Annotated in this window: 20 protein-coding genes; 15 read left to right on the top strand and 5 right to left on the bottom strand. The window is 64.5% G+C overall.

The genetic code is table 11. The features are described 5' to 3' along the window. Positions 1 to 20 precede the first annotated feature (20 nt). Genes ACWZHB_RS13175 through ACWZHB_RS13165 form a run of 3 tightly spaced genes read left to right on the top strand, consistent with a single transcriptional unit; the run spans position 21 to position 2,757 of the window. A complete protein-coding gene (locus tag ACWZHB_RS13175; RefSeq protein WP_427909154.1) occupies positions 21 to 1,523 on the top strand; it encodes an aldehyde dehydrogenase family protein in 1,503 nt (500 codons plus the stop codon). Between the two features lie 20 nt (positions 1,524 to 1,543). Further along, positions 1,544 to 2,077, top strand: coding sequence for a gamma carbonic anhydrase family protein (locus tag ACWZHB_RS13170; protein WP_427908219.1), 534 nt, complete (start codon positions 1,544 to 1,546; stop codon positions 2,075 to 2,077). Next, positions 2,074 to 2,757 carry a TetR/AcrR family transcriptional regulator gene (locus ACWZHB_RS13165; protein ID WP_427908218.1) on the top strand — a complete coding sequence of 228 codons (684 nt, stop codon included), beginning with the start codon at positions 2,074 to 2,076 and terminating at the stop codon, positions 2,755 to 2,757. The genes ACWZHB_RS13170 and ACWZHB_RS13165 overlap by 4 nt, the downstream gene beginning before the upstream one ends. A 9-nt stretch (positions 2,758 to 2,766) precedes the next feature. Here the strand turns inward: ACWZHB_RS13165 and ACWZHB_RS13160 are convergent, their stop codons facing one another. From ACWZHB_RS13160 to ACWZHB_RS13145, 4 genes are all read right to left on the bottom strand, one after another. After that, complete coding sequence (locus ACWZHB_RS13160) at positions 2,767 to 3,807, bottom strand: MCE family protein (protein WP_427908217.1); 1,041 nt, start codon at positions 3,805 to 3,807, stop codon at positions 2,767 to 2,769. A 116-nt stretch (positions 3,808 to 3,923) separates the two neighbouring features. Then, the gene (locus ACWZHB_RS13155) at positions 3,924 to 4,931 is read right to left on the bottom strand and encodes an AraC family transcriptional regulator (RefSeq protein ID WP_427908216.1); all 1,008 of its coding nucleotides are present in this window, start codon (positions 4,929 to 4,931) and stop codon (positions 3,924 to 3,926) included. 268 nt (positions 4,932 to 5,199) lie between these two features. After that, the gene (locus ACWZHB_RS13150; RefSeq protein ID WP_427908215.1) at positions 5,200 to 6,234 is read right to left on the bottom strand and encodes an HAD-IIA family hydrolase; all 1,035 of its coding nucleotides are present in this window, start codon (positions 6,232 to 6,234) and stop codon (positions 5,200 to 5,202) included. A gap of 36 nt (positions 6,235 to 6,270) precedes the next feature. Beyond that, complete coding sequence (locus ACWZHB_RS13145) at positions 6,271 to 7,263, bottom strand: LysR family transcriptional regulator (protein WP_427908214.1); 993 nt, start codon at positions 7,261 to 7,263, stop codon at positions 6,271 to 6,273. A gap of 214 nt (positions 7,264 to 7,477) precedes the next feature. On the opposite strand from ACWZHB_RS13145, the gene ACWZHB_RS13140 reads away from it, so the two are divergent. The 12 genes from ACWZHB_RS13140 (at position 7,478) to ACWZHB_RS13085 (ending at position 18,204) form a co-directional block, all read left to right on the top strand. Next, on the top strand, positions 7,478 to 8,467 hold the full coding sequence (locus tag ACWZHB_RS13140) for an L-tyrosine/L-tryptophan isonitrile synthase family protein (RefSeq protein ID WP_427908213.1): 990 nt from the start codon (positions 7,478 to 7,480) through the stop codon (positions 8,465 to 8,467). Continuing rightward, entirely contained in the window at positions 8,464 to 9,246 is a 783-nt protein-coding gene (locus ACWZHB_RS13135) for a TauD/TfdA dioxygenase family protein (protein WP_427908212.1), read from the top strand. Before ACWZHB_RS13140 ends, ACWZHB_RS13135 begins: the two co-directional genes overlap by 4 nt. 1 nt (position 9,247) lies before the next feature. Continuing rightward, a complete protein-coding gene (locus tag ACWZHB_RS13130; RefSeq protein WP_427908211.1) occupies positions 9,248 to 10,489 on the top strand; it encodes a styrene monooxygenase/indole monooxygenase family protein in 1,242 nt (413 codons plus the stop codon). Beyond that, positions 10,489 to 11,631, top strand: coding sequence for an LLM class flavin-dependent oxidoreductase (locus tag ACWZHB_RS13125; RefSeq protein ID WP_427908210.1), 1,143 nt, complete (start codon positions 10,489 to 10,491; stop codon positions 11,629 to 11,631). The genes ACWZHB_RS13130 and ACWZHB_RS13125 overlap by 1 nt, the downstream gene beginning before the upstream one ends. Then, complete coding sequence (locus ACWZHB_RS13120; protein ID WP_427908209.1) at positions 11,628 to 12,848, top strand: styrene monooxygenase/indole monooxygenase family protein; 1,221 nt, start codon at positions 11,628 to 11,630, stop codon at positions 12,846 to 12,848. Before ACWZHB_RS13125 ends, ACWZHB_RS13120 begins: the two co-directional genes overlap by 4 nt. Position 12,849: 1 nt before the next feature. Continuing rightward, a complete protein-coding gene (locus ACWZHB_RS13115) occupies positions 12,850 to 13,368 on the top strand; it encodes a cupin domain-containing protein (RefSeq protein WP_427908208.1) in 519 nt (172 codons plus the stop codon). A gap of 51 nt (positions 13,369 to 13,419) precedes the next feature. Beyond that, positions 13,420 to 14,592 carry an MFS transporter gene (locus tag ACWZHB_RS13110; protein WP_427908207.1) on the top strand — a complete coding sequence of 391 codons (1,173 nt, stop codon included), beginning with the start codon at positions 13,420 to 13,422 and terminating at the stop codon, positions 14,590 to 14,592. Next, the gene (locus ACWZHB_RS13105; protein ID WP_427908206.1) at positions 14,589 to 15,476 is read left to right on the top strand and encodes a sulfurtransferase; all 888 of its coding nucleotides are present in this window, start codon (positions 14,589 to 14,591) and stop codon (positions 15,474 to 15,476) included. The genes ACWZHB_RS13110 and ACWZHB_RS13105 overlap by 4 nt, the downstream gene beginning before the upstream one ends. Then, positions 15,473 to 16,240 (top strand): SDR family oxidoreductase, encoded by a 768-nt coding sequence (locus ACWZHB_RS13100; protein WP_427908205.1) that lies wholly within the window; start codon positions 15,473 to 15,475, stop codon positions 16,238 to 16,240. The genes ACWZHB_RS13105 and ACWZHB_RS13100 overlap by 4 nt, the downstream gene beginning before the upstream one ends. Then, positions 16,237 to 17,130 carry an LLM class flavin-dependent oxidoreductase gene (locus ACWZHB_RS13095; RefSeq protein ID WP_427908204.1) on the top strand — a complete coding sequence of 298 codons (894 nt, stop codon included), beginning with the start codon at positions 16,237 to 16,239 and terminating at the stop codon, positions 17,128 to 17,130. The genes ACWZHB_RS13100 and ACWZHB_RS13095 overlap by 4 nt, the downstream gene beginning before the upstream one ends. 235 nt (positions 17,131 to 17,365) lie before the next feature. Beyond that, entirely contained in the window at positions 17,366 to 17,701 is a 336-nt protein-coding gene (locus ACWZHB_RS13090) for an LppU/SCO3897 family protein (RefSeq protein ID WP_427908203.1), read from the top strand. Positions 17,702 to 17,844: 143 nt separating this feature from the next. Beyond that, positions 17,845 to 18,204 carry a nuclear transport factor 2 family protein gene (locus ACWZHB_RS13085; RefSeq protein ID WP_427908202.1) on the top strand — a complete coding sequence of 120 codons (360 nt, stop codon included), beginning with the start codon at positions 17,845 to 17,847 and terminating at the stop codon, positions 18,202 to 18,204. A 50-nt stretch (positions 18,205 to 18,254) separates the two neighbouring features. On the opposite strand, the gene ACWZHB_RS13080 is transcribed toward ACWZHB_RS13085, so the two are convergent. After that, on the bottom strand, positions 18,255 to 19,049 hold the full coding sequence (locus ACWZHB_RS13080; RefSeq protein WP_427908201.1) for an alpha/beta fold hydrolase: 795 nt from the start codon (positions 19,047 to 19,049) through the stop codon (positions 18,255 to 18,257). Positions 19,050 to 19,268: the final 219 nt, after the last annotated feature.

The raw sequence follows: 19,268 nt of genomic DNA, 5'->3' as shown, positions 1-19,268 counted from the left end.
CTCCGAGGAGCTCGACCGTGATCGAAGTCCACAACCCCGCTGATGGCCGGATCGTCGGCGCGGTCGCCGACACTGATCCGTCGCAGGTCGAAGCGGCGGTCGCGCGGCTGCGGTCCGAACAGCCGGCGTGGGCTGCCCTCGCACCCGCCGAACGCGTCGAATGGCTTCTGCGACTGCAGGATTGGATCTTTGCCAATTCGGCCGACATCGCCGACCTCATGCAGGCCGAGACTGCCAAGCCGCGCGTCGACGCGGAGATCGAACCGATGTTCGTGGCCGAGGTGATCGGCTACTACGCCGAGAACGCCGCACGATTCCTTGCTGCTGAGCATCCACGCCCGCATTCTCCGGCGAACATGTCGAAGAAACTCGCCGTCACCTACCACCCCTATCCCGTGGTCGGCGTGATCACGCCGTGGAACTATCCGTTGGCGTTGCCCGGCATCGATGCGGTGCCCGCCCTGCTCGCCGGGGCAGCGGTGGTGATCAAGCCCTCGGAGGCGACTCCGTTGAGCGCGATGGAACTTGCGCGCGGCTGGGCCGAGATCGGGGCGCCACCGGTGCTGGAGGTGATCACCGGGCGCGGCGCGACCGGTGCCGCGGTGGTCGACGCCGTCGACTTCGTGCAGTTCACCGGCTCCACCCGTACCGGAAAGGCGGTGGGGCACGCCTGCGTTGACCGCATGATTCCCTACAGCTTGGAATTGGGCGGCAAGGACCCGGCCCTGGTACTCGCCGATGCCGATCTCGACCGGGCCGCACGGGGAATCGCGTTCGGCGGCATGCTCAACGCCGGACAGATGTGCACCTCCATCGAGCGGGTGTACGTGGTCGATGCGGTCTACGACGAGTTCGTGCAGCGGCTCGTCGCGATAGTCGCCGAGCTTCGGATGGGCGTCGATGATCGTGAGTTCCGGTACGACATCGGACCTTTGGTCGATTCCGCACAGGTCGAAATCGTGCGACGGCACACCGATGAAGCGGTCGCCGCCGGCGCCCGCGTCGTCGTGGGTGGCGCAGCGACCGGTCAGGGAAACTTCTTCGAACCCACCGTGCTCGTCGACACCGACCACAGTATGAGTTGCCTCGCGGAGGAGACCTTCGGGCCTACGCTGCCGATCGTTCGCGTCGCCGACGAGGACGAAGCCGTGCGGCTGGCCAACGACTCTGCCTACGGTTTGTCGGCGACGGTGTGGACCGGTGATCGTGCCCGTGGCGAGCGGGTGGCGAGTCGCCTGGAAGCCGGAACGGTGAACATCAACGACGCGCACGTGAATCTGTTCAATCTCGCTGTGCCGATGGGTGGTTGGAAGCAGTCCGGTGTCGGAGCTCGTTTCGGGGGAGCGTACGGGATCCGCAAATACTGCCGTACCCGAGCCGTCACGGTCGACCGGTTGCCGGTGGCGAAGTCGCCGTCGGAACTGCTGTGGTTTCCCTATTCACGCCGTAAAGCAGGCCTGGCTCTGGGGATGATGCGCGCGTTGCGTGCCCGTGGCCTGCGTGCCCGAATCGGTAGACACTGAACACTGAGAAAGGAATTTGCGTGCCGCTGTATTCGTTCGAGGGCAAGACCCCGGTCGTGGCCGAGGATGCGTTCATCGCGCCGACCGCGACGCTCGTCGGCGACGTGACGGTGGAATCCGGCGCTTCGGTCTGGTACGGCGCGGTATTGCGTGGCGACTTCGGTCCGGTGATCGTGCGCGCCGGCGCGAATGTGCAGGACGGTTCGGTGCTGCACAGCACCCCGGCCGCGGTGTGTGAGATCGGCGCGGGCGCCACGATCGCGCACTTGTGCGTGATCCACGGCGCCACGATCGGCGCCCAGGCACTGATCGCCAACGGCGCCATCGTGCTCGACGCCGCCGTTGTCGGTGCGCGATCCTTGGTGGCAGCGGGATCGCTGGTGACCGCGGGGACGGTGATCCCCGAGGAGGTGCTCGTCACCGGCAGCCCCGCGAAGGTGAAGGGTCCGATCGCGGGCACGACCGCCGAGTTCTGGGTCAACGCGAATCCGGTCGCCTACCAGGATCTCGCCCGCCGCCATCGAACCGGTCTCACGCCGGTCGACGGAGCATGAGCGGGCCAGAACACTGGGCGCCGCGTTGCGCTCCGCTGGGCATACCCGGCTCGGACACTTCCTCGCCTGACAATCCGCGAGGGCCCGCGGCACGGGTCCGCCGTCGGCAGGCTGCGCTGGCCGCAGCGCAGGAAGTGTTCGTCGCGCACGGCTACCACGGTGCGACGATGGACGAGATCTGCATGGTGGCGGGGATGAGCAAGCCGGTGCTCTACGGGGATTTCACCAGCAAGCTCGACCTGTATCTTGCTGTGTTGCAGCACTATCTGGACCGGATGGTAGCCGGACTGCGCGCAGCCACCACTGCGGGTGGCGAGTCTCGGGACAAGGTTCGCCGTGCGGTCCTGGTCTATTTCGACTTCGTCGAGGACGACGCGGGCGGATACATCCTTGTCTTCGAATCCTCAGTGCCCAGCGAACCGTGCGTGCAATGGCGGGTGCGCAACGCGATGCGTGAATGCGCAATCCTGGTGAGCGCCGAGTTGCGCGCGAGCGGGGTCGAGGAATTGCAGGCCGACGCCCACGCGTGGAGTCTGGTCGGTGCCGCCCACCTCACTGCCCGTCACTGGCTCGACGCCGGCCGGCCGATCTCCAAGAACGAGGCGGTGGAGGCCGTCGTCGCGCTGTGCTGGGACGGATTGCCCACCTCGGGACGCGACATCGGCTCCGCCACAGTGTGATCCGGAGTGCTATCGGCAGACCTCGGAGAGGGAACTGCCGCCGATCTGACTGAACACACCGCGGGGGAACAGCACACCGTAGAGCGATATATCCAGACCGCACAGGTAGCCGTTGGCGTGCGTGCCTTCTGAGCTTATCCTGCCTAATCCGGCCAGCAGACTGGGCAGGTCGGTTGCCGCCTGATCCAGTTTGGCCCCATTGCTGAGTAGTAGTGCGAGAGCCTCAGTGGTCGAGGATTGTGTGGCCGCCAGCTGTGGCTGGATCTGCGCCATCATGGATACCAGATTTGCCGTTGAATCGGCTATCTGCGTCGTGGCGGTTTGCAGGGACTGGCCTTGGGCGGACAGGCCGCCGATCAGCGTCCGGGTTTGCGTGACGAGCGTTTCCAGCTCATCTCCGCGCTTGGCCAAACTGGACATGACACCGGACAGGTTGGTTATCACGTCGGACAGGATGGCATCGCGCCGTTGGAAATCGCTCGCCAGCGTCGCGGCCTGAATGATGAAGGCGCTCAGTGACACGCCGTCGCCTTGTAATGCCTGAACCAGGGAATGCGACAGGCTGTTGACCTTCTCGGGGGACAGCACTTCGAACAGTGGCTGAAATCCGTTCAACAGTGCTGAAATATCGAACGAAGGTTCGGTGTGACTGATCGGGATAGTCGCTCCGGGGCGCAGGGGAGTGGTGTCGCCGTCAGTGCCGGGTGCCAGCGCCATATACCGCTGGCCGATCAGATTCTGGTATCGCACCATGGCTTTGGTATTCGCGTGCAGCGTTTGCGTGCGCTGCAGGACGAACGTCACCTTGGCATCATATTTCTTCGCCTCGGGGCGATGTTCCAGTTCGATCTTCACGACTTTGCCGACGCGGACGCCGGCGATACGGACATCGTCACCCTCGTGCAAGCCCAAGACATCGCTGAACAGCCCGGAGTAGGTGTCCGTATCGCCGGCTACAGTGCGCGACAGCGTATTCCAGACAGTGATGGTGACAAGAATCGACACAATTGCGAAGACTCCGAAACCGATCAGCGGTTTACGGATGCCCATCCAGTACTCCCTGCCATTCGAAGAAGCCGGACGCGGAGCGCCGACAACGCAGAACGGTAGAGGTGGCGGAGGGGCTGCGCCATGACGTCACCGATCGTTATGGGTGACCTCAGCGATCAACTTTTCGAGTATCCGGATATCGTGGCCGATTCGGCTGGATATGAGCGCGGTGAGCAGCCGGTCCAGCGACGGAAGGCGCGGTTGAACGCGCTGGGCTCGGAAAATCCCAGGCGGCTCGACAATTCCGCTACAGTCTCGTCGCCGTGGACCAGACCTGCTATCGCCGCGGCGTGCAGCATATCGTCCCGAATATCGGAGATCGTCGTCTGCTCAGCCCGCAATTTGCGACGAAGGGTCGGTTCGCTCATCCGCAGAATGCCCGCTATTTCGTCGGCGCTCGGACCTTTTCTGCTCAGGTCGGTTGCGATAATCTGGCGGACCCGGTCGGCGATGGGTGTGCTGGGGTGGTCTGGCACAAGTAAATCGACCGGGGCTCGGTGGAGCAGGTCGAGCAGGGCGGATTCGCACTTCGCGATCGGTGCCGTGAGCACACTCGAATCGAAGGTGAGTGCCGTCTGAGCGCAGTCGAAAGCAAGAGGCGCAGCGAAGATTTGGGTGTATTCGTCGACATGAGCAGGCTCGGGATAGCAGAATTCCACGTGCCGCAGAGGGAGCGTGGTTCCGGTGAGCCAGCACAGTATTCGGTAGGTGAAGACGAGCGTGGCATCGGCAACGAGATGCTCGCGGTCGTCGAGGTGCTCGATGTCGGCAGACCAGCGAGCCTCATCGGCCGCGACGGTCAGCGCGAATCGTGGCAATCCGGCGAAAAGTGCCGCGTGGTCGGCGAATCGCTCGAGTGCCGATCCGAGATCGGGCGCCGACCGCGTACCCAGGCACAGCAGCCGAAAGGCGCCACGCGGCACGGCGTGCGGTCCGAGCCCGAAGACCTCGTCCTCGCTGACCCGCCACAACTCGCGGATGAGCCCGGCCGCGTGTAGGGCGGGATCCTCTCGCTCGCAGTGCGTCTCGGGTGCTGGTTCGGAGCGACGAATCTCCCAACCTTTGCGGTCAGCGAGCGACGTAGCGGCGCGTGCGAAGGCGGAAGAAGTGCGCTCGTCTGGCATCGGTCTCGGGTCTCCAGTCAGTACTTCTTGTCACCCAGGCGTGGTTCGGACTCGGAGTGCGCTGTATCGGCAGGTCAGCTGCTGGTCGAATTCGTGTAGGTGCGGGCGCCGATCTCGACCGGAGTCCGCATCGCAGTCCGTCGAGCCGGTCTACTCCACAGCAGCCACCTTGCGTATCAAGGGTCATAAGATACACGACGGAATGTATGTTTATATGGCCCGCCTGCTATCGCGCCATGCCTCCCCATGGCGTATGGCAGGCCTGCATTCAATGGAGGCGGGACCAGTAATGCCAAGTGGCCAGCGCCTGGCTCGTCTCCAGGTCCGGTCGGGCCCAGGCGGCATGGCAGAGTGTGCGTGCGGCGTCCAGGAGCTGCGTTCGGGTCGGCATGGTACTGCCTGGTGGTCGCAGAGTCAGGTCGTGATTCGATGCCGATACCGTCCACCCGGCGCAGATCCATCGAGACCCGTCGTGGGCGACGGGTTCTCTGGTGTGGAATAGCTCCTGCAGGTCCAGGCCGAGGTAGGTCGGGCGTTGCGGGGGTGGAGCGACCAGCAGGTCACCTAATGACGTGATTCCCGTCAGGACGAGCAGGCTGGGCAGCCCCATTCGATTACCGCCGGCGATGTCGGTATCCAGAGAGTCGCCGATCACCAGGTGGGGACCGCTGGTGCGCGACAAGGCTTCCTGGTAGATCGGCTCGTAGGGCTTGCCCGCGAAATCAGGAGTTGCCCCGGTGGCCAACCGGACCGCTTCGGCCAACGCGCCGTTGCCGGGCGCGATTCCGCCTTCACGGGGAACCGCGATATCGCTGTTGGTGACGATCCACGGAACGCCTCGCCCGACCGCGTACGCCGCCTCGGCCAGTTGGCGCCAATCGACGTCGGGTGCGAAGCCCTGAACGACGAGATCGGGGTTGTCGTCGGCTTTGTGGACCGGCGTCAGGCCGTGTTCCCACAGCGCCGTCTTCATAGCTACGCCGCCCACCATCAGTGCTCGTGCCCCGGGAATCCGCCGAGCTGCCAACGCCGCCGCGGCGTGGGCGGACGTCACGACCTCTCGCTCGGCCGTGGGCAGGCCGAGTTCGGTGACCAGCGCGGCGACCTCGGTCGGGGTGCGGGAGGCGTTGTTGGTCAGGAACAACGTTCTGAGCCCGGCCGAGCGTGCCGCGGCCAGGGCGTCCACGGCGCCGTCCACGGGCACCGTGCCGCGATAGACGACTCCGTCGAGATCGATCAGCGCGCTCGCGAAGCGCTGTGCCAGCGGCAGCCTCGCCCAGGCCGGCTGCTGCTCCTGTGACATGAATCCCCCCATTCAAAAGCCTTGTCCCTCAATATGTTACGTGGCTTCCACGGCCATCTTCGGCTGCTCGGGTGCGTCCGGTCGAGCGCCGTTACCCTGCCGATAGTCGTTGACGACCTCTTTCAGGACGGCCAACTTCGCCGGAACCGGGTTTCCCGGGTGCCAGGCGATGCCGAATGTGCAATCGGTGAGGTCTACGACGGTGAGGTAGCGCAGGTCGGGCCGGGGGTAGAGCGCGGCGGCGACTGCTGGAACGAAGGCGACCGTGCCACCGAGCGAGACGGTGGACAGCAGCGACTCGAAGCTCGTGCCCGCGTGCGCGGCATAGCGGACCTGGGAGCCGTCCGGGCGTGGATTCACCGACCAGAAGTCGTGGCCTGCTCGGAATGTCGGTGATACCAGGCTGATCACCCGATGGTCGGCGAGATCGGTCAGGCTCAGCGACGAGCGCTCGGTCAGTGGATCGGAGCTTGCGATACACGCCAGACGTGGTTCGACAGCGAGTGGTTGGCAGTACATGTCGTTCGGCACCGGAAAATGGGCGAAGGCCGCGTCGATCTCGCCCGATTGCAAGGCCAGGAGTTGATCGCTGAATCGATCAAGTACCCGAATGTCCGGACCGAGATCGGGGTGGAGTTCGGTGAGCGCCGCGATGATGCGGCGGGTGGAATCCAACGCGGTGAAGCTCTCGCACACCCCGAGTCGAAGACGTTCGGATCCAGACGCCATGCGCCGTGCGACATTGCGCAGCTCATCGGCGGCGTCTACCACGCTCCGGGCCGCGGGCAGCACCGCGCGCCCCGCGGCGGTCAGTTCGACCCGGCGGCTGGAACGATGGAACAGCGCGACGCCGAGGCGTTCCTCGAGGGAGCGGATCTGCTGGCTGAGGGCCGGTTGGGTCAGGTACTGCCGACGTGCGGCGCGACCGAAGTGGAGTTCCTCGGCGAGGGTCAGCAGCAGTCGCAGCTGATGAGCGGTCGGATCGTCGATGCTGGCCAGGCGGAGCTCGGATTGATCAATAATCGACACATTATCAAATTACACCGATTCTAATCGTTGCGCCATTGCTGGTCGGTGTGCCCGCCTGGCAGGCTGTTGATACGGAAGGCCGGACATCGTGAGATGCCGACCGACCGCCGGATCGATCGCAGGCTGTGCCGCAAGCGGTTCGAGTCGGGTCAACGGGGACCGAGAATCAGTGGGTATCTCCCGGTGTACTGGGGGTGGATTTTGAGTTTGGAGAGTGGCTGTTGCCATGTCTGTGGAGACCGGCATTTCCCGCAAAGTTCTGGAATTCTTACACCGATATCAGCGTGTCCATCAGTCGGGCGAGGGGGTGCCAACAACGTTGGATCGCATCGGCGAAGCCTATGAGAAGCGCACAGCGAAGATCGATTACTTCGTCCGTCGCAACGAGTCCATTCACTTCGTGATACCAGCTTTTCCGGCGAAGTCGCCGAATCGAAGCAAGGTGCTCGGCCCGTCGCCTGACCTCGGGGAAAGTATCGCGCTCGGATTCTTGCAGTCGCTGTGCGACTACGTAGAACACTTCTATTCACCCGGCGCCCGTATCACTATTTGTTCGGACGGGCATGTATTCGGTGACGTGGTCGGTGTATCCGACGTTCTGGTGGCCGAATACCGCGATGATATAGAGAAGCTGATCGCCACCGCCGGCTGGATGTCCCTTGATATGTTCGGATTGGATGATGCTTTCGGCGAACGAGACTATCCGAAGCTGCGAGACGTGCTCGAGTCCGACTACTCGGATTCGCTCGAAGAATTGAAGAACAATATTCGGACGGACGCCGCTACGCGTGCGCTCTTCGATGGCATTCACCGGTTCATGTTCGAGGATGCCATGGGCGCGCGTGATGGTGACGTGTCGAAAACGAAGATTCGCAACCAATCGAAAGCAAGTGCGTATCAGACCATTCGGCGCAGCAATGCGTGGAGCCGTGTGGTGTCGGAACACTTCCCCGATGCGGTCCGATTATCGATTCATCCGCAGCCGCCGCATTCGGAGAAGTTCGGGCTGCATCTGGTGGGAACCAGCGATAGCTGGCTCACCCCGTGGCATGGCGTCGTGCTCGATGATGGAGTGCATCGCCGACTCGTAAAGCGTTGGAAGGCAGAGGAACTCGGGGCAACGATGGTTTCGCGACACAACCGCCCGAGCCATTTCGTCGCGCCGAAGATCACCGCGGATTCAAAGGAGGAACTTTCGGCATGACGGTCTCACACAACCCTCTGCGACCGTTCGGTCGTGTGCTGGAGGCATCCGGTGATGCGGCGATATCTGATATTCCGGTCGAGACCTTGGCTCGATGGACTGTCGAGTCCCGTGTGCTGGTATTGCGCGGCTTCTCGTCGCTCGGAACGCAGGAATTCGCCGACTATTGTCGGCGATGGGGCGAAGTGCTCGAATGGGAGGTCGGCGAAGTCGTTGACCTGGTGGTTCAGGACGACCCGAAGAACTATCTCTTCGCGAGCGGTGATGTGCCGTTCCATTGGGACGGAGCCTTCGTGGAATCCGACCCACGGTGGTTCTTCTTCCAGTGCCTTGATGCGACTCCGGACGCCGGTGGTGAAACGGTATTCTGCGACACCACGGCCGTGTATCGCGACGTCGACGATGCGACTCGAGAACTATGGTCGAGGATCAGCCTCACGTACTCGACGGAAAAACTGGCCCATTATGGGGGTGAGGTCACCGAGCAGCTTGTCTCGAGGCACCCGGCGACTGGACTTCCGGTGCTTCGTTTCGCTGAACCGCTCGATCCGAACGTGTATCGGAACCCGGTCTCCGTCACCGTGAACGGTATCGAGAAGGACGCGCAGGATCTCTTCGTGAAGGAGCTGTCCGAGCGTCTGCACCGTCGTGAATACTGCTACGACCACACCTGGTACAAAGGCGACATCCTCATCGCCGACAACTTCTCGCTCGTGCACGGACGAAACGCGTTCAGCGGGCCGACGAATCGGCACCTGCAACGTGTCGAAGTGATTTGATATGGGTACGTCTATCGGAATTGTCGGGGCGGGCATATCAGGTCTGCATCTCACGCTCAGGCTGCAACAACTCGGAATCGAATCGACCCTGTATTCGCGCCAGGATCCGGATGAGATCCGAAGCGGTCCGCCGCTGAACTTTGTTACCCGATTCGGATCCACCAGGGAACGTGAGAATTCGCTCGGCATCACCGAATGGCTGTCGAGCGAATTCGACAACCCATGGATGCACATGCGAATCGAAGGGGAGGAATCGCTCGCCCTTCGGGGCGCGTTGCCGCGACCAGCCAGCTCGGTCGACTTCCGGATATATCTGGCCGGCCTGCTCGAAGCGGTGATCGGGCGCGGCGGGACTGTCGTGCAGCGTCGTCCGGCGGACAGCCGGGACCTCGCGGACCTTGCCGCGCACCACGACCTGCTGATCGTCGCGGCGGGGCGCGGTGAGCTGCGGGACGTGTTTCCCCGTGATCCCGCGCGTTCTCCCTTTCGGACAGCGCCGCGAGTTCTCGCGGGCGGACTGTTTCACGGCATCGCGCCGCCGGAACCGCCTGGAATGACCATGAACATGGTCCCGGGAGTCGGTGAGATCCACGCGCCGACCTTTCATTCCTTCGACGGCCGAGTAACAGCTGTGTTGATCGAGGCCGTGCCCGGTGGGGCGTTCCAGACCGTGATCGGACCGGAGCACCGCGACGATCCCGAGCTGTTCGCCAAAGGAGTGCTCGACCTCGTCACCACCTATGCGCCGTCACTACGTGAGCGCGTAGACGACAAGGAGTTCGGTCTGGCCAGGCCGAACGACGCCATGCACGGCTCGTTGGTGCCAACGGTCCGCCGTGGGTGGGCCGAGATGGGCGACGGCAGACATGCCCTGGCGATCGGAGACGCGTGGATCGTCAATGACCCGCTCACCGCGCAGGGCGCCAATCTCGGTTCGGCGCAAGCTTTTCAGGTCGCGCGAGCACTGGAATCGCACCGGGGTGGCTACGACGCGCAGTTCTGCATGACGCTGTCCGAACAGTTGTGGGCGACGGCGCAACCAGTCGTCGACTGGACGAACATGTTTCTCGGTGCTCCCGCACCACAGGTCATGTCACTTCTCGCGGCCGCGTCCGGTGACCAGCGGGTCGCGGACGCGTTCATCGCGAATCTGGATGATCCACCAGCGATGTGGCACAGCATCAGCAGGCCCGAGCGCACCGCGGCGTTCATCGAATCCGCCCAGTCGACGAGGAGTGCGTAGTGACAGTGAACGTCGGATTGGTGTGGGACGCCGTCGGATCCGTCGACGGCGGGCGTGGCTTGCTGGACCTGGCTCGCACGCACGGCCTCGATGCCTTCCTGGTTTTCGACCACTTGATCAATGCCTTCCCCAGCCAGGCATGGGATACAGACTTCACCTACCTGGCGGCGGAGGCGGCGACACCGGACCGATGCCTCGACTTCGCCACGGTGCTAGGCAACTTCGCACCACACGCGGGGCCGGTCCAGCTTGTCGTCGGCGTCACCGACCCGAACCGACGGCACCCGGCGATTCTGGCGCAGACAGCATTGACGCTGGCGCAGTTCACCGAGCGGCCGCCGGTGCTCGGCATCGGGGCGGGCGCATTGGAGAACCTTCAACCCTACGGGCTACCGCACGATCGCAGAGTCGACCGAGTGGAGGAGGCACTGCAGATCCTTCGAATGCTGTTGGGCGGGACGGGACCGCACGATTTCCGAGGCAAGCACTTCAGTCTGGATCAGGCATTGATGGGTCTGCGAGCGCCGGAAGGCCGGGAACCACGGTTGTGGGTTGGCGGCAGTCGTAGCCGGATGCTCGCCTTGACCGGTAGATACGCGGATGGGTGGCTGCCGGCGGAACTCATGGTGCCGGACGAGTACGCGCGGCGATTGCGGGTCGTTCGGCAGGCGGCCGAGATCGCGGGCCGGGATCCGATGGCGATTGTCGCCTCCGGCGGGGTGCCGATCGTGGTCGCTGAAACCGATGAGCAGGCCCATGCGCTGCTGGACTGCACCCCCATCCGGTTTCTCGCGCTACACGCCGGAGCCGAGGCGTGGGCCGCGCACGGTGCCGAGCATCCCTTCGGCGCTGACTACCGGGGGCTCAAGGACCTGTTGCCGCACGCCCTGACGCGCAAGGACGTACAGGAGGCAATGGCCGTGATCCCAGACCAGGTCGTGGCAGATCAGGTGCTCGTCGGGAGCAGACAGACTGTGCTCGACCGAATCGGCGACCTGGTCGAGGCGGGTCTCGAATACCCGATGCTGATCCCGGTTTCAGCCATGGCTTCGCCCGAGGCAGCGGCGTTCACGCTCGAGTCGGTGGCCTGGTTGGCACGTGAACTGCGTGCTCCCGCGCAGATCGGAGAGATCACCGTATGACCACCATCGGCATTGTCGGAACAGGCATTTCGGGGCTGCAGCTCGCCCTGCGGCTCCAGCAGCTCGGAATCGAGGTCGTGGTCTACTCCGCACAGGAGCTCGACCAGCTCGCAACCGGGCGACCGCGCAACTTCCCCGCCCGATTCGGCCCCACCCAGCAACGAGAGCGGCAGCTCGGAGTCTTCGACTGGGACATCACGGACGCCCAGGTGCGCCGCTGGGATGTCATAGTCGGCGCAGGTGATCGCACGCTGGCATTTCACGGGGAGCTGCGCCCACCGTCGAGCGTCGTGGACTTCCGGCTCTACCTGCCACACCTGTGCGCCATCTTCGCCGAGCGTGGCGGAAAGGTCGTCGTCGGAGCGCGACCGATCACCGAAGTGGCCGAGCGACACGACCTGGTGGTGGTGGCCAATGGCGATCGCTCGATGCGGGAGTTGTTCCCACGTGACGCGTCGCGCTCGGTGTTCGATGCTCCCCAGCGGATCCTCTGCAGCGGTCTGTACCGCGGAATCAGCGAGGACACACCACAATCGCTTGACCTGTGCCTGCTTCCCGGTATCGGGGAGATCTTCCGTATCCCGTTTCTGACACCACAGGGCAGGGCTGATGTGCTGGCGTTCGAAGCTGTTCCCGGCGGGCCGCTCGAGCCGATCTCCCGGGTCGATCCCGCGGTCGAACCCGTGCGTTTCTACCGTGACGTCCTCGCTCTGCTCAGCGAATTCGCGCCCGGACTGCGAGAACGTGTCGATGCCCGGGATTTCGCGCTCATCGGACCCGGCGAGCTGGCGCAGGGCAGCGTTACGCCGATGGTCCGCCACGGCTGGGCATCCCTGCCGAACGGCAAGTGTGCCATCGCGATCGGCGACGCGTGGATCACCAACGACCCACTGACCGCGCAGGGCGCGAATCTCGGTTCGCACACAGCATTCGCGCTCGCCGACCTGCTCGTGGCGCAGGCGGGCCCGTATGACGAGACGTTCTGCCGGGCCGCCTCGGAGCAGCTCTGGGCGCATGCCCGCAACGTTGTCGAGTGGAGTGCCGCGTTTCTCGGGCCCGCACCGGCGCACACCACAGCGTTGTTCGCGAAGGCCGCCGAGGACAAACGGATCGCCGAAGCGTTCATCAACAACTTCAACGACCCGGTCGCGATGTGGCAGACCTTGGCCGGCCCAGGGGGAACCGAGTCGTTCCTCGCCGAATTCCTCGAGGAGTGACATGACCGACCTGGATATCGAGATCGATGACAAAGGGATGCTGATCCCGGAGGCCGAGCAGACCGCGGTTTTCCTGCTCGATGGACTCGCGCGTATCCGCGTCCCGGGCAAGACCACCCGGGACTCCTTCACAGTGGTGCAGCACACCGGCAAGCGCGGATACAACACCCCGTTGCACTATCACCACATCGAGGACGAGGTGTTCCTTGTACTCGACGGGGTGCTCCGCATGGTCTGTGACGGCCAGGAGCAGCTCGCCGAGGCCGGGACGACGGTGGTCATCCCGCGGATGGTCCCGCACGGATTCGTCGCGATCTCGGACGAGGTCAGCTTCCTCACCATTCACTCGACGCCGGACCTGGGCAACAAGCCCCAGTTCGACCTGTTCCTCGCGGCCGAGATGCCGCCGGCGCAGGCGACCCGGACACCGACCGAGGAAGTCGGTCCCGATCTCGACCACATCATTTCGCTCGGTACCACCTACGGGTACAGCTACGCAGGTCCTGCGCCGATGCCATAGCGCCGGGTCCTCGCACATCGACCAATTCCCGCTCGGACAGAGAAGAGAACCATGCGGTTGAGTCTCGCATCACTTGTATTGTGCGTCTTCGGCATCACCACCGGCGAGTTCGTCATCGCGGGGATCCTGCCCGATGTCGCCACCGATCTCGGTGTGTCCATCCCGGCCGCGGGACTCCTTGTCACGGCATACGCCATCGGAATGATCATCGGTGGGCCGACGCTGACCGCCCTGACCACAAGGTTTCCCCGCAAGCCCCTGATGGTGACGCTGCTCGCGGTCGCAGTCCTCGGCAATATCGCATCGGCGCTCGCGCCCGCGTACGAGGCCCTGTTCGCGGCCCGGGTCGTCACCGCGCTGGTGACATCGACCTTCTTCGCCAACGCGATCGTCACCGCGGTGTCGACAGCACCGGAAGGTAAGCAGGCCTCGACAGTGTCGAAGCTGGTCTTCGGCATGAACGTGGCGATGATCCTGGGCGCGCCACTCGGCACGTTCATCGGTTCCCAGTACGGATGGCGTGCCACCTTCGCGGCGGTCGCCGCGGTGTGCGCGCTCGGATTACTGCTGGTGATCCGGCTGGTCCCCGCGGTGGCGAATGCTGGCGGGTCCGCGGTGGCCGAGATGCGGGTATTCCGCAGTCGTGATGTGCAATTGGCGATCGCGATCACCGCGATCGCCAATGCGGGAGTGCTGATGGTGTTCACCTACTTCTCGCCGCTGCTGACCGACGTGAGCGGCTTCACCAGTGGCTCGGTTGCCGGCTGGCTGCTGGTCTACGGTGTCGGCGCGACCGTAGGCAATCTCATCGGCGGTCGTCTGTCGGACCGGGCCCTGATGCCATCGCAGATCGGGTTGCTGACTCTGTTGGCCGCAGCACTCGCTGTTATGTGGCTGGTCAGCGCCACCGTCGTGCTCATCGCGGTGATGGTGTTCGTGCTCGGCGCACTGGGCTTCTCGGTGATCCCCGGAATGCAGGCGCGGGTGCTGAGCACCGCGGCGGCGGCGCCGACACTGGCCATGGCGGTTAACGCGTCGGCCTACCAACTCGCGGCGGCCTTCGCGGGCTGGCTGGGCGGACGGGTCATCGACAGCAGTGGCCTGCGATCGGTGTATCTGGTCGCGGCGACCGTCACCGTCGCGGGAATCGCCCTGAGTGGGGTGGCGTGGTATCGCGATCGCGTGGCCACCGGCGCCGACGACTCGAAAGTGGCTGTGGCATGAGCGAATCATCGAACGCCGGGGGACGCGCGACCGCGCTGGTGAGCGGCACCTGGGCCGAGGAGAATCTCGGAATACCCGGCGTGGTGTTCATCGAAACCGGCAACGAACAGGCGGACTATCTGCGCGGCCACGTACCGGGCGCGGCGTGGATCGGTTGGTCGGAGTTCCAGGACGATCTGACGCTCGGCCTGATCGGACCGCGCAAATTCGCTGAACTGCTGTCCGCGAAAGGGGTCAGCAACGACGACACCGTCGTCCTCTATTCCGTGGCTTCCAATCTGCTGGCGGCACTGGCCTATTGGTATCTCACGCACTACGGACACCGATCGGTGAAACTCCTCGATGGCGGTCGCCGGAAGTGGGAGCTGGAGAAGCGTCCGCTGTCCACCGACACCCCCGTACCGCACCCAGCGGTCTATCACGTGCCGACGCCGGACCCGTCGGTGCGTGCCGGACGCGACGACGTGCTCGCCGCGATCGGTGCGGCGAGCATCGTCGACGTCCGAACCCCGGACGAGTACAGCGGCTTGCTGTTCGCGCCCGCTTTCGCCGGACCCGCCTTCGCGCCAGGTAACAGTCCGCACGAGGTCGCCCAACGGGCGGGGCACATTCCGGGAGCGATCAACCTGCCGTGGGACGCGGTCGTGAATCCTGACGACACGTTCAAATCCGACGGCGAACTGGCCGCGCAGTTCGCCGGGCTCGACGTCGAGCCCGGCGTGATCACCTACTGCTGGGTCGGTGCTCGATCAGCCCACACCTGGTTCGTGCTCCGGGAATTACTCGGCCACGACGACATCAAGAACTACGACGGATCGTGGGCCGAGTATGGATCGCTGCTCGGCGTTCCGGTCGAACGCCCGATACAGAAAGGGAAGCGGTGACCGTAGGCAATCTCAACGGCAAGGTCGCTCTGGTGACCGGAGCCAATTCAGGTATCGGTGAGGCCGCGGCGAAGATCCTCGCGGCGCGCGGAGCCAGTGTCGTGCTGGCGGCTCGGCGAATCGACCAGCTGGACCGAGTTTCCGCCGAGATCGCCGAGGTCGGTGGCAAGGCCGTCGGCGTCGCTACCGATGTCACAGTGGACAGCGATGTCGAAAACGCCGTCGCCACTGCGGTAGACCAGTTCGGCGGGCTCGACATCGCGTTCAACAACGCGGGGTCACTCGGCTCGATGGGACTTGTCGCCGAACAGAACCCCAGCACCTGGACTGCCGACGTCAACACCGTGCTGACCAGTACCTTCCTGTCGATGCGTCACGAGATCATCGCCATGCAGCGGCGGGGTGGCGGCGTCATCATCAACAACGCCTCACAGCTGGGCGTCGTGGGATTCGGCGCGGGTATCAGCGCATATGTTGCCGGCAAGCACGGCGTGATCGGGCTGACGAAGGCCGCGGCTCTCGAATACGCCACGCAGAACATCCGGATCAACGCGGTGGCGTTCGCGTCGGTGGATACGCCGATGTACCGGTCGTCGGTCGGAGCGGATGAGGACACTGCCGCGTTGTTCCGGTCGCTACATCCACTGGGCCGAATCGCCACCGCCGAGGAAGCGGCCTCGTCGGTCGCCTACCTCGCGACGGACGAGGCGGGATTCTTCACCGGCTCGGTGCTGGTGATGGACGGTGGGTGGACCGCCCAGTGACAGTGTCCCAGCACGAGTCCCGATTCGGCGTGATGCTGTATCCGGACGAGACCTTTCCCGTTCTGCTCGACAGGATCCGCTGGCTCGAGGAACTGGGATTCGATCAGGTCTTCCTGCCGGACCACAGCGGCGATCTGCGGGATCGACGCGGGCGGTGGTTCGACAGCTGGTCGGTGCTGGCCGCCGCGGCGGTGAGCACCGGGCGTATCCGCCTCGGCATGCTCGTCGCGAACCAGATCCTGCGCCCACCGTCGCTACTGGCCCGCCAAGCCATCACGATCGACCACGCCTCCCACGGCCGATTCGAACTGGGCGTCGGCGCTGGGCTGTTCGCGTGGGACCACCACAGTGTGGGCGAGCAGCCTTGGCCGCCGAGGGAGCGGATGCGGCGATTCACCGACTATGTGGCGATAGTCGACGGCCTGCTGGAAGCCCGCGAGGAGACGTTCAGCTACACCGGAGACGACCTCTGGGTGAAAGACGTTCCCACAGCCCCTGGTTCGTGGCAGTCACCCAGGTTGCCGCTCACCGTGGGAGGTCAATCACCCACGGTGCTCCGGGTGGCGGCGGCGACCGCGGACGTCTGGAACACCCATGGCCCGCCCGGCGCCTCCGACATCCAGGCTTTGCGGGCTACGGCGGAGCAGACCCGCAGAATCGACCACCTCGCCGAAGCCGCCGGTCGGGATCCAGCAACGATCCGCAGGTCGTACACGATTTTCGGGCCGTGGGATCCGCGCTGGGGTCGGCACAGCTACGAGGAGATCTTCGACCGTTTCGGTGCGGTGGGGGTGACGGACTTCGTCCTGGACTGGCCGGTCCGTTCACAGCTCGACGAGTTCGAACGCATCGCGCGGGAGGTGCTGCCCGAACGCCGAACTCGTGGCTGACGGCGGCAGGAGTCCTCGGCAGGGTGAATTTCGGCCTGCGAACCCGTGTCTCGGGCAGTTGTACTGACCGGACCGTTGCCACCTCGGGTCTGCCACGGGCCGCGGAGCAGGTTGCGACACTGCGTCGGCAGATCGCCGAGCTGACCGCCGATATTCGTCAAAACTGATGTGGCTTCGGACCTTTCGCGGTTCACTGTGGTGGCAGAACAGTGGACCAGGGGCCGAGGACGTCGCGATGTATCGCAAGACGCAGTTTCAGCGTTCATATGGGGCGTTAGCGCTTGCCCTCGTGGTCGTTTCCGGTTGTGGAAGCAACTCCGACGACAAGGAGCCTGCCCTCGGTGCGACCAAGGTCGGGGACTGCTTCAGGGAAATGCCTGGCCGCAACCAGATACCGATGCGCCCTACGCGGGTGGATTGCGCGGACTCTGCTGCCAATTCGACGGTTACGTCGATTCTGGCTGGAAGCAGAGGTACCGAGTGCCCTGCCATGGGCGGCATCGCAACCGGTGGCAAATTCTCCTACTACTTCGAGGTCGACGGTAAGACGTTCTGCTTGGTGCCGCGCTAGGACAGTCCACGGGTCGGGTTGTCGCGTTCCACGAAATATGTGTCCACAACCATCCTTCGCGCCTCGGCCGGCATCACCTGGCAGGCTCAGCCGAACGCGAACATCGTGGCGTGAGTGCGACATCGGCTGGCAGAGTGAGGCGCATGGAGAACTTGCGCGACGCTGAGCGGCGGTTGCAGGCCGCCCAGCTTGCTGGGGATGTGCAGGCGCTGGATCGTCTGCTGGATGACCGGTTGATCTTCACCTTCGGCGCTGACGTCTACACCAAAGCGGATGACCTGGAGCTTCACCGCACCCGGACGCAGGTGATGACGGCCATGGTCGAGGAAGAACTGAGCGTACTCACCGACGGACGTGCCGGGGTGACCTGGTTTCTCGGGACCGTCGAGGGGACCGTCAACGGCGAGCCCTTCGGAGCCAGGATGCGGTACACGCGTTCCTGGTTGCACGATGATCTGCATGGCTGGCGGATTATCGCGGCGCACGCCAGCACGACGGATTGATGGTCCTTACCAAATCACGCAACAATGGCGCTGGTGATCGACCGGCCGACTCACCTCGTTGAATCGATACCCTGACCGGTGATCGCGCCGGTGGTCTCCAAGATCGTTGCGGCGACCAGGTGTGGGTCGTCGACCATCGGGACGTGACCGACACCCGGCAGGGTCCGGTAGTAAGCGGCCGGTATTCGTTGGCGGGCGACGGGGCCGTAGATCGTGGCCGGCAGAATCCGATCGTGTTCGGACCAGGCCAGGGTGATCGGGCACGGCACCGGGTCGAGTGGGGCGATCTGTTCGTCGGTGCTCAGCAGGTCCGCGGTCACCGTGCATTCGAGTAGGTCGCGGGTGATGTCGAGGGCGGCTGCGTCGGTAGCGCGATCACCTCGAATCGCGATGTCGCGCAGTACGATCCGTCGGATCAGCGATGAGCGCAGCGCCAGTGGTGCCAGTGGTCGCGCCAGCTTCGCGAGTGTCAGTCCGTGCGCGATCTTGGCGGTCGAATCGGAATGAGTCGTACTGCCCGAGTCCCAGAACCCGGCGGGGGACAAGGCGCAGACGGTGACCGCACGGCCGCGACGTGCCAGTTCGATGGCCATCCAGCCGCCGAGGGAGTTGCCTGCGATGTGGACTCGGTCGAGGCCCCTGGCGTCGAGGTCGCGTTCGACGTTATCCACGAGATGCGCACATCGCGCCGGGCGCAGTACCGCGGGTGGTCCGCCGTGGTGGCCGAGCGCGGTGGGGTTGATGATCTCGTGATGTGGGGCCAGTAGTGGCACCACCTCGGTCCAGGCGCGCTCGGACATCGTAACGCCGTGCAGGAGTAGGAGTGGGGTGTTGCCGACGGGCATTGTCATCCTTCGGGTCGGTGAAACGGCTGCGCGAGTGTCAGCCGACAGCGGCTGCATGGGAGTGCCACCGTGGGCGAATATCCGGAATGTGAATCGCTCGCGTTGTGGGAACCGTATCCGCCGTCCACATTCGAGCTCCAGCAGCTCCCTCGCTGACGGGAACGTTCGCCGGCGGTCCCGATCGACGCGGCTCCCACCGCCTACGAGCATCTGCGCCGG

The organism is Nocardia sp. FBN12 (genome assembly GCF_054031145.1).
Note: the sequence above shows the minus strand (reverse complement) of the source record. Positions and strands in the feature narration are given on the sequence as shown.

Coding starts and splice junctions, on each gene's coding strand:
- ACWZHB_RS13165 (WP_427908218.1), top strand. CDS start 2,074: ATGAGCGGGCCAGAACACTGGGCGCCGCGTTGCGCTCCGCTGGGCATA.
- ACWZHB_RS13160 (WP_427908217.1), bottom strand. CDS start 3,807: ATGGGCATCCGTAAACCGCTGATCGGTTTCGGAGTCTTCGCAATTGTG.
- ACWZHB_RS13155 (WP_427908216.1), bottom strand. CDS start 4,931: ATGCCAGACGAGCGCACTTCTTCCGCCTTCGCACGCGCCGCTACGTCG.
- ACWZHB_RS13150 (WP_427908215.1), bottom strand. CDS start 6,234: ATGTCACAGGAGCAGCAGCCGGCCTGGGCGAGGCTGCCGCTGGCACAG.
- ACWZHB_RS13135 (WP_427908212.1), top strand. CDS start 8,464: ATGACGGTCTCACACAACCCTCTGCGACCGTTCGGTCGTGTGCTGGAG.
- ACWZHB_RS13130 (WP_427908211.1), top strand. CDS start 9,248: ATGGGTACGTCTATCGGAATTGTCGGGGCGGGCATATCAGGTCTGCAT.
- ACWZHB_RS13120 (WP_427908209.1), top strand. CDS start 11,628: ATGACCACCATCGGCATTGTCGGAACAGGCATTTCGGGGCTGCAGCTC.
- ACWZHB_RS13115 (WP_427908208.1), top strand. CDS start 12,850: ATGACCGACCTGGATATCGAGATCGATGACAAAGGGATGCTGATCCCG.
- ACWZHB_RS13110 (WP_427908207.1), top strand. CDS start 13,420: ATGCGGTTGAGTCTCGCATCACTTGTATTGTGCGTCTTCGGCATCACC.
- ACWZHB_RS13105 (WP_427908206.1), top strand. CDS start 14,589: ATGAGCGAATCATCGAACGCCGGGGGACGCGCGACCGCGCTGGTGAGC.
- ACWZHB_RS13090 (WP_427908203.1), top strand. CDS start 17,366: ATGTATCGCAAGACGCAGTTTCAGCGTTCATATGGGGCGTTAGCGCTT.
- ACWZHB_RS13085 (WP_427908202.1), top strand. CDS start 17,845: ATGGAGAACTTGCGCGACGCTGAGCGGCGGTTGCAGGCCGCCCAGCTT.
- ACWZHB_RS13080 (WP_427908201.1), bottom strand. CDS start 19,049: ATGCCCGTCGGCAACACCCCACTCCTACTCCTGCACGGCGTTACGATG.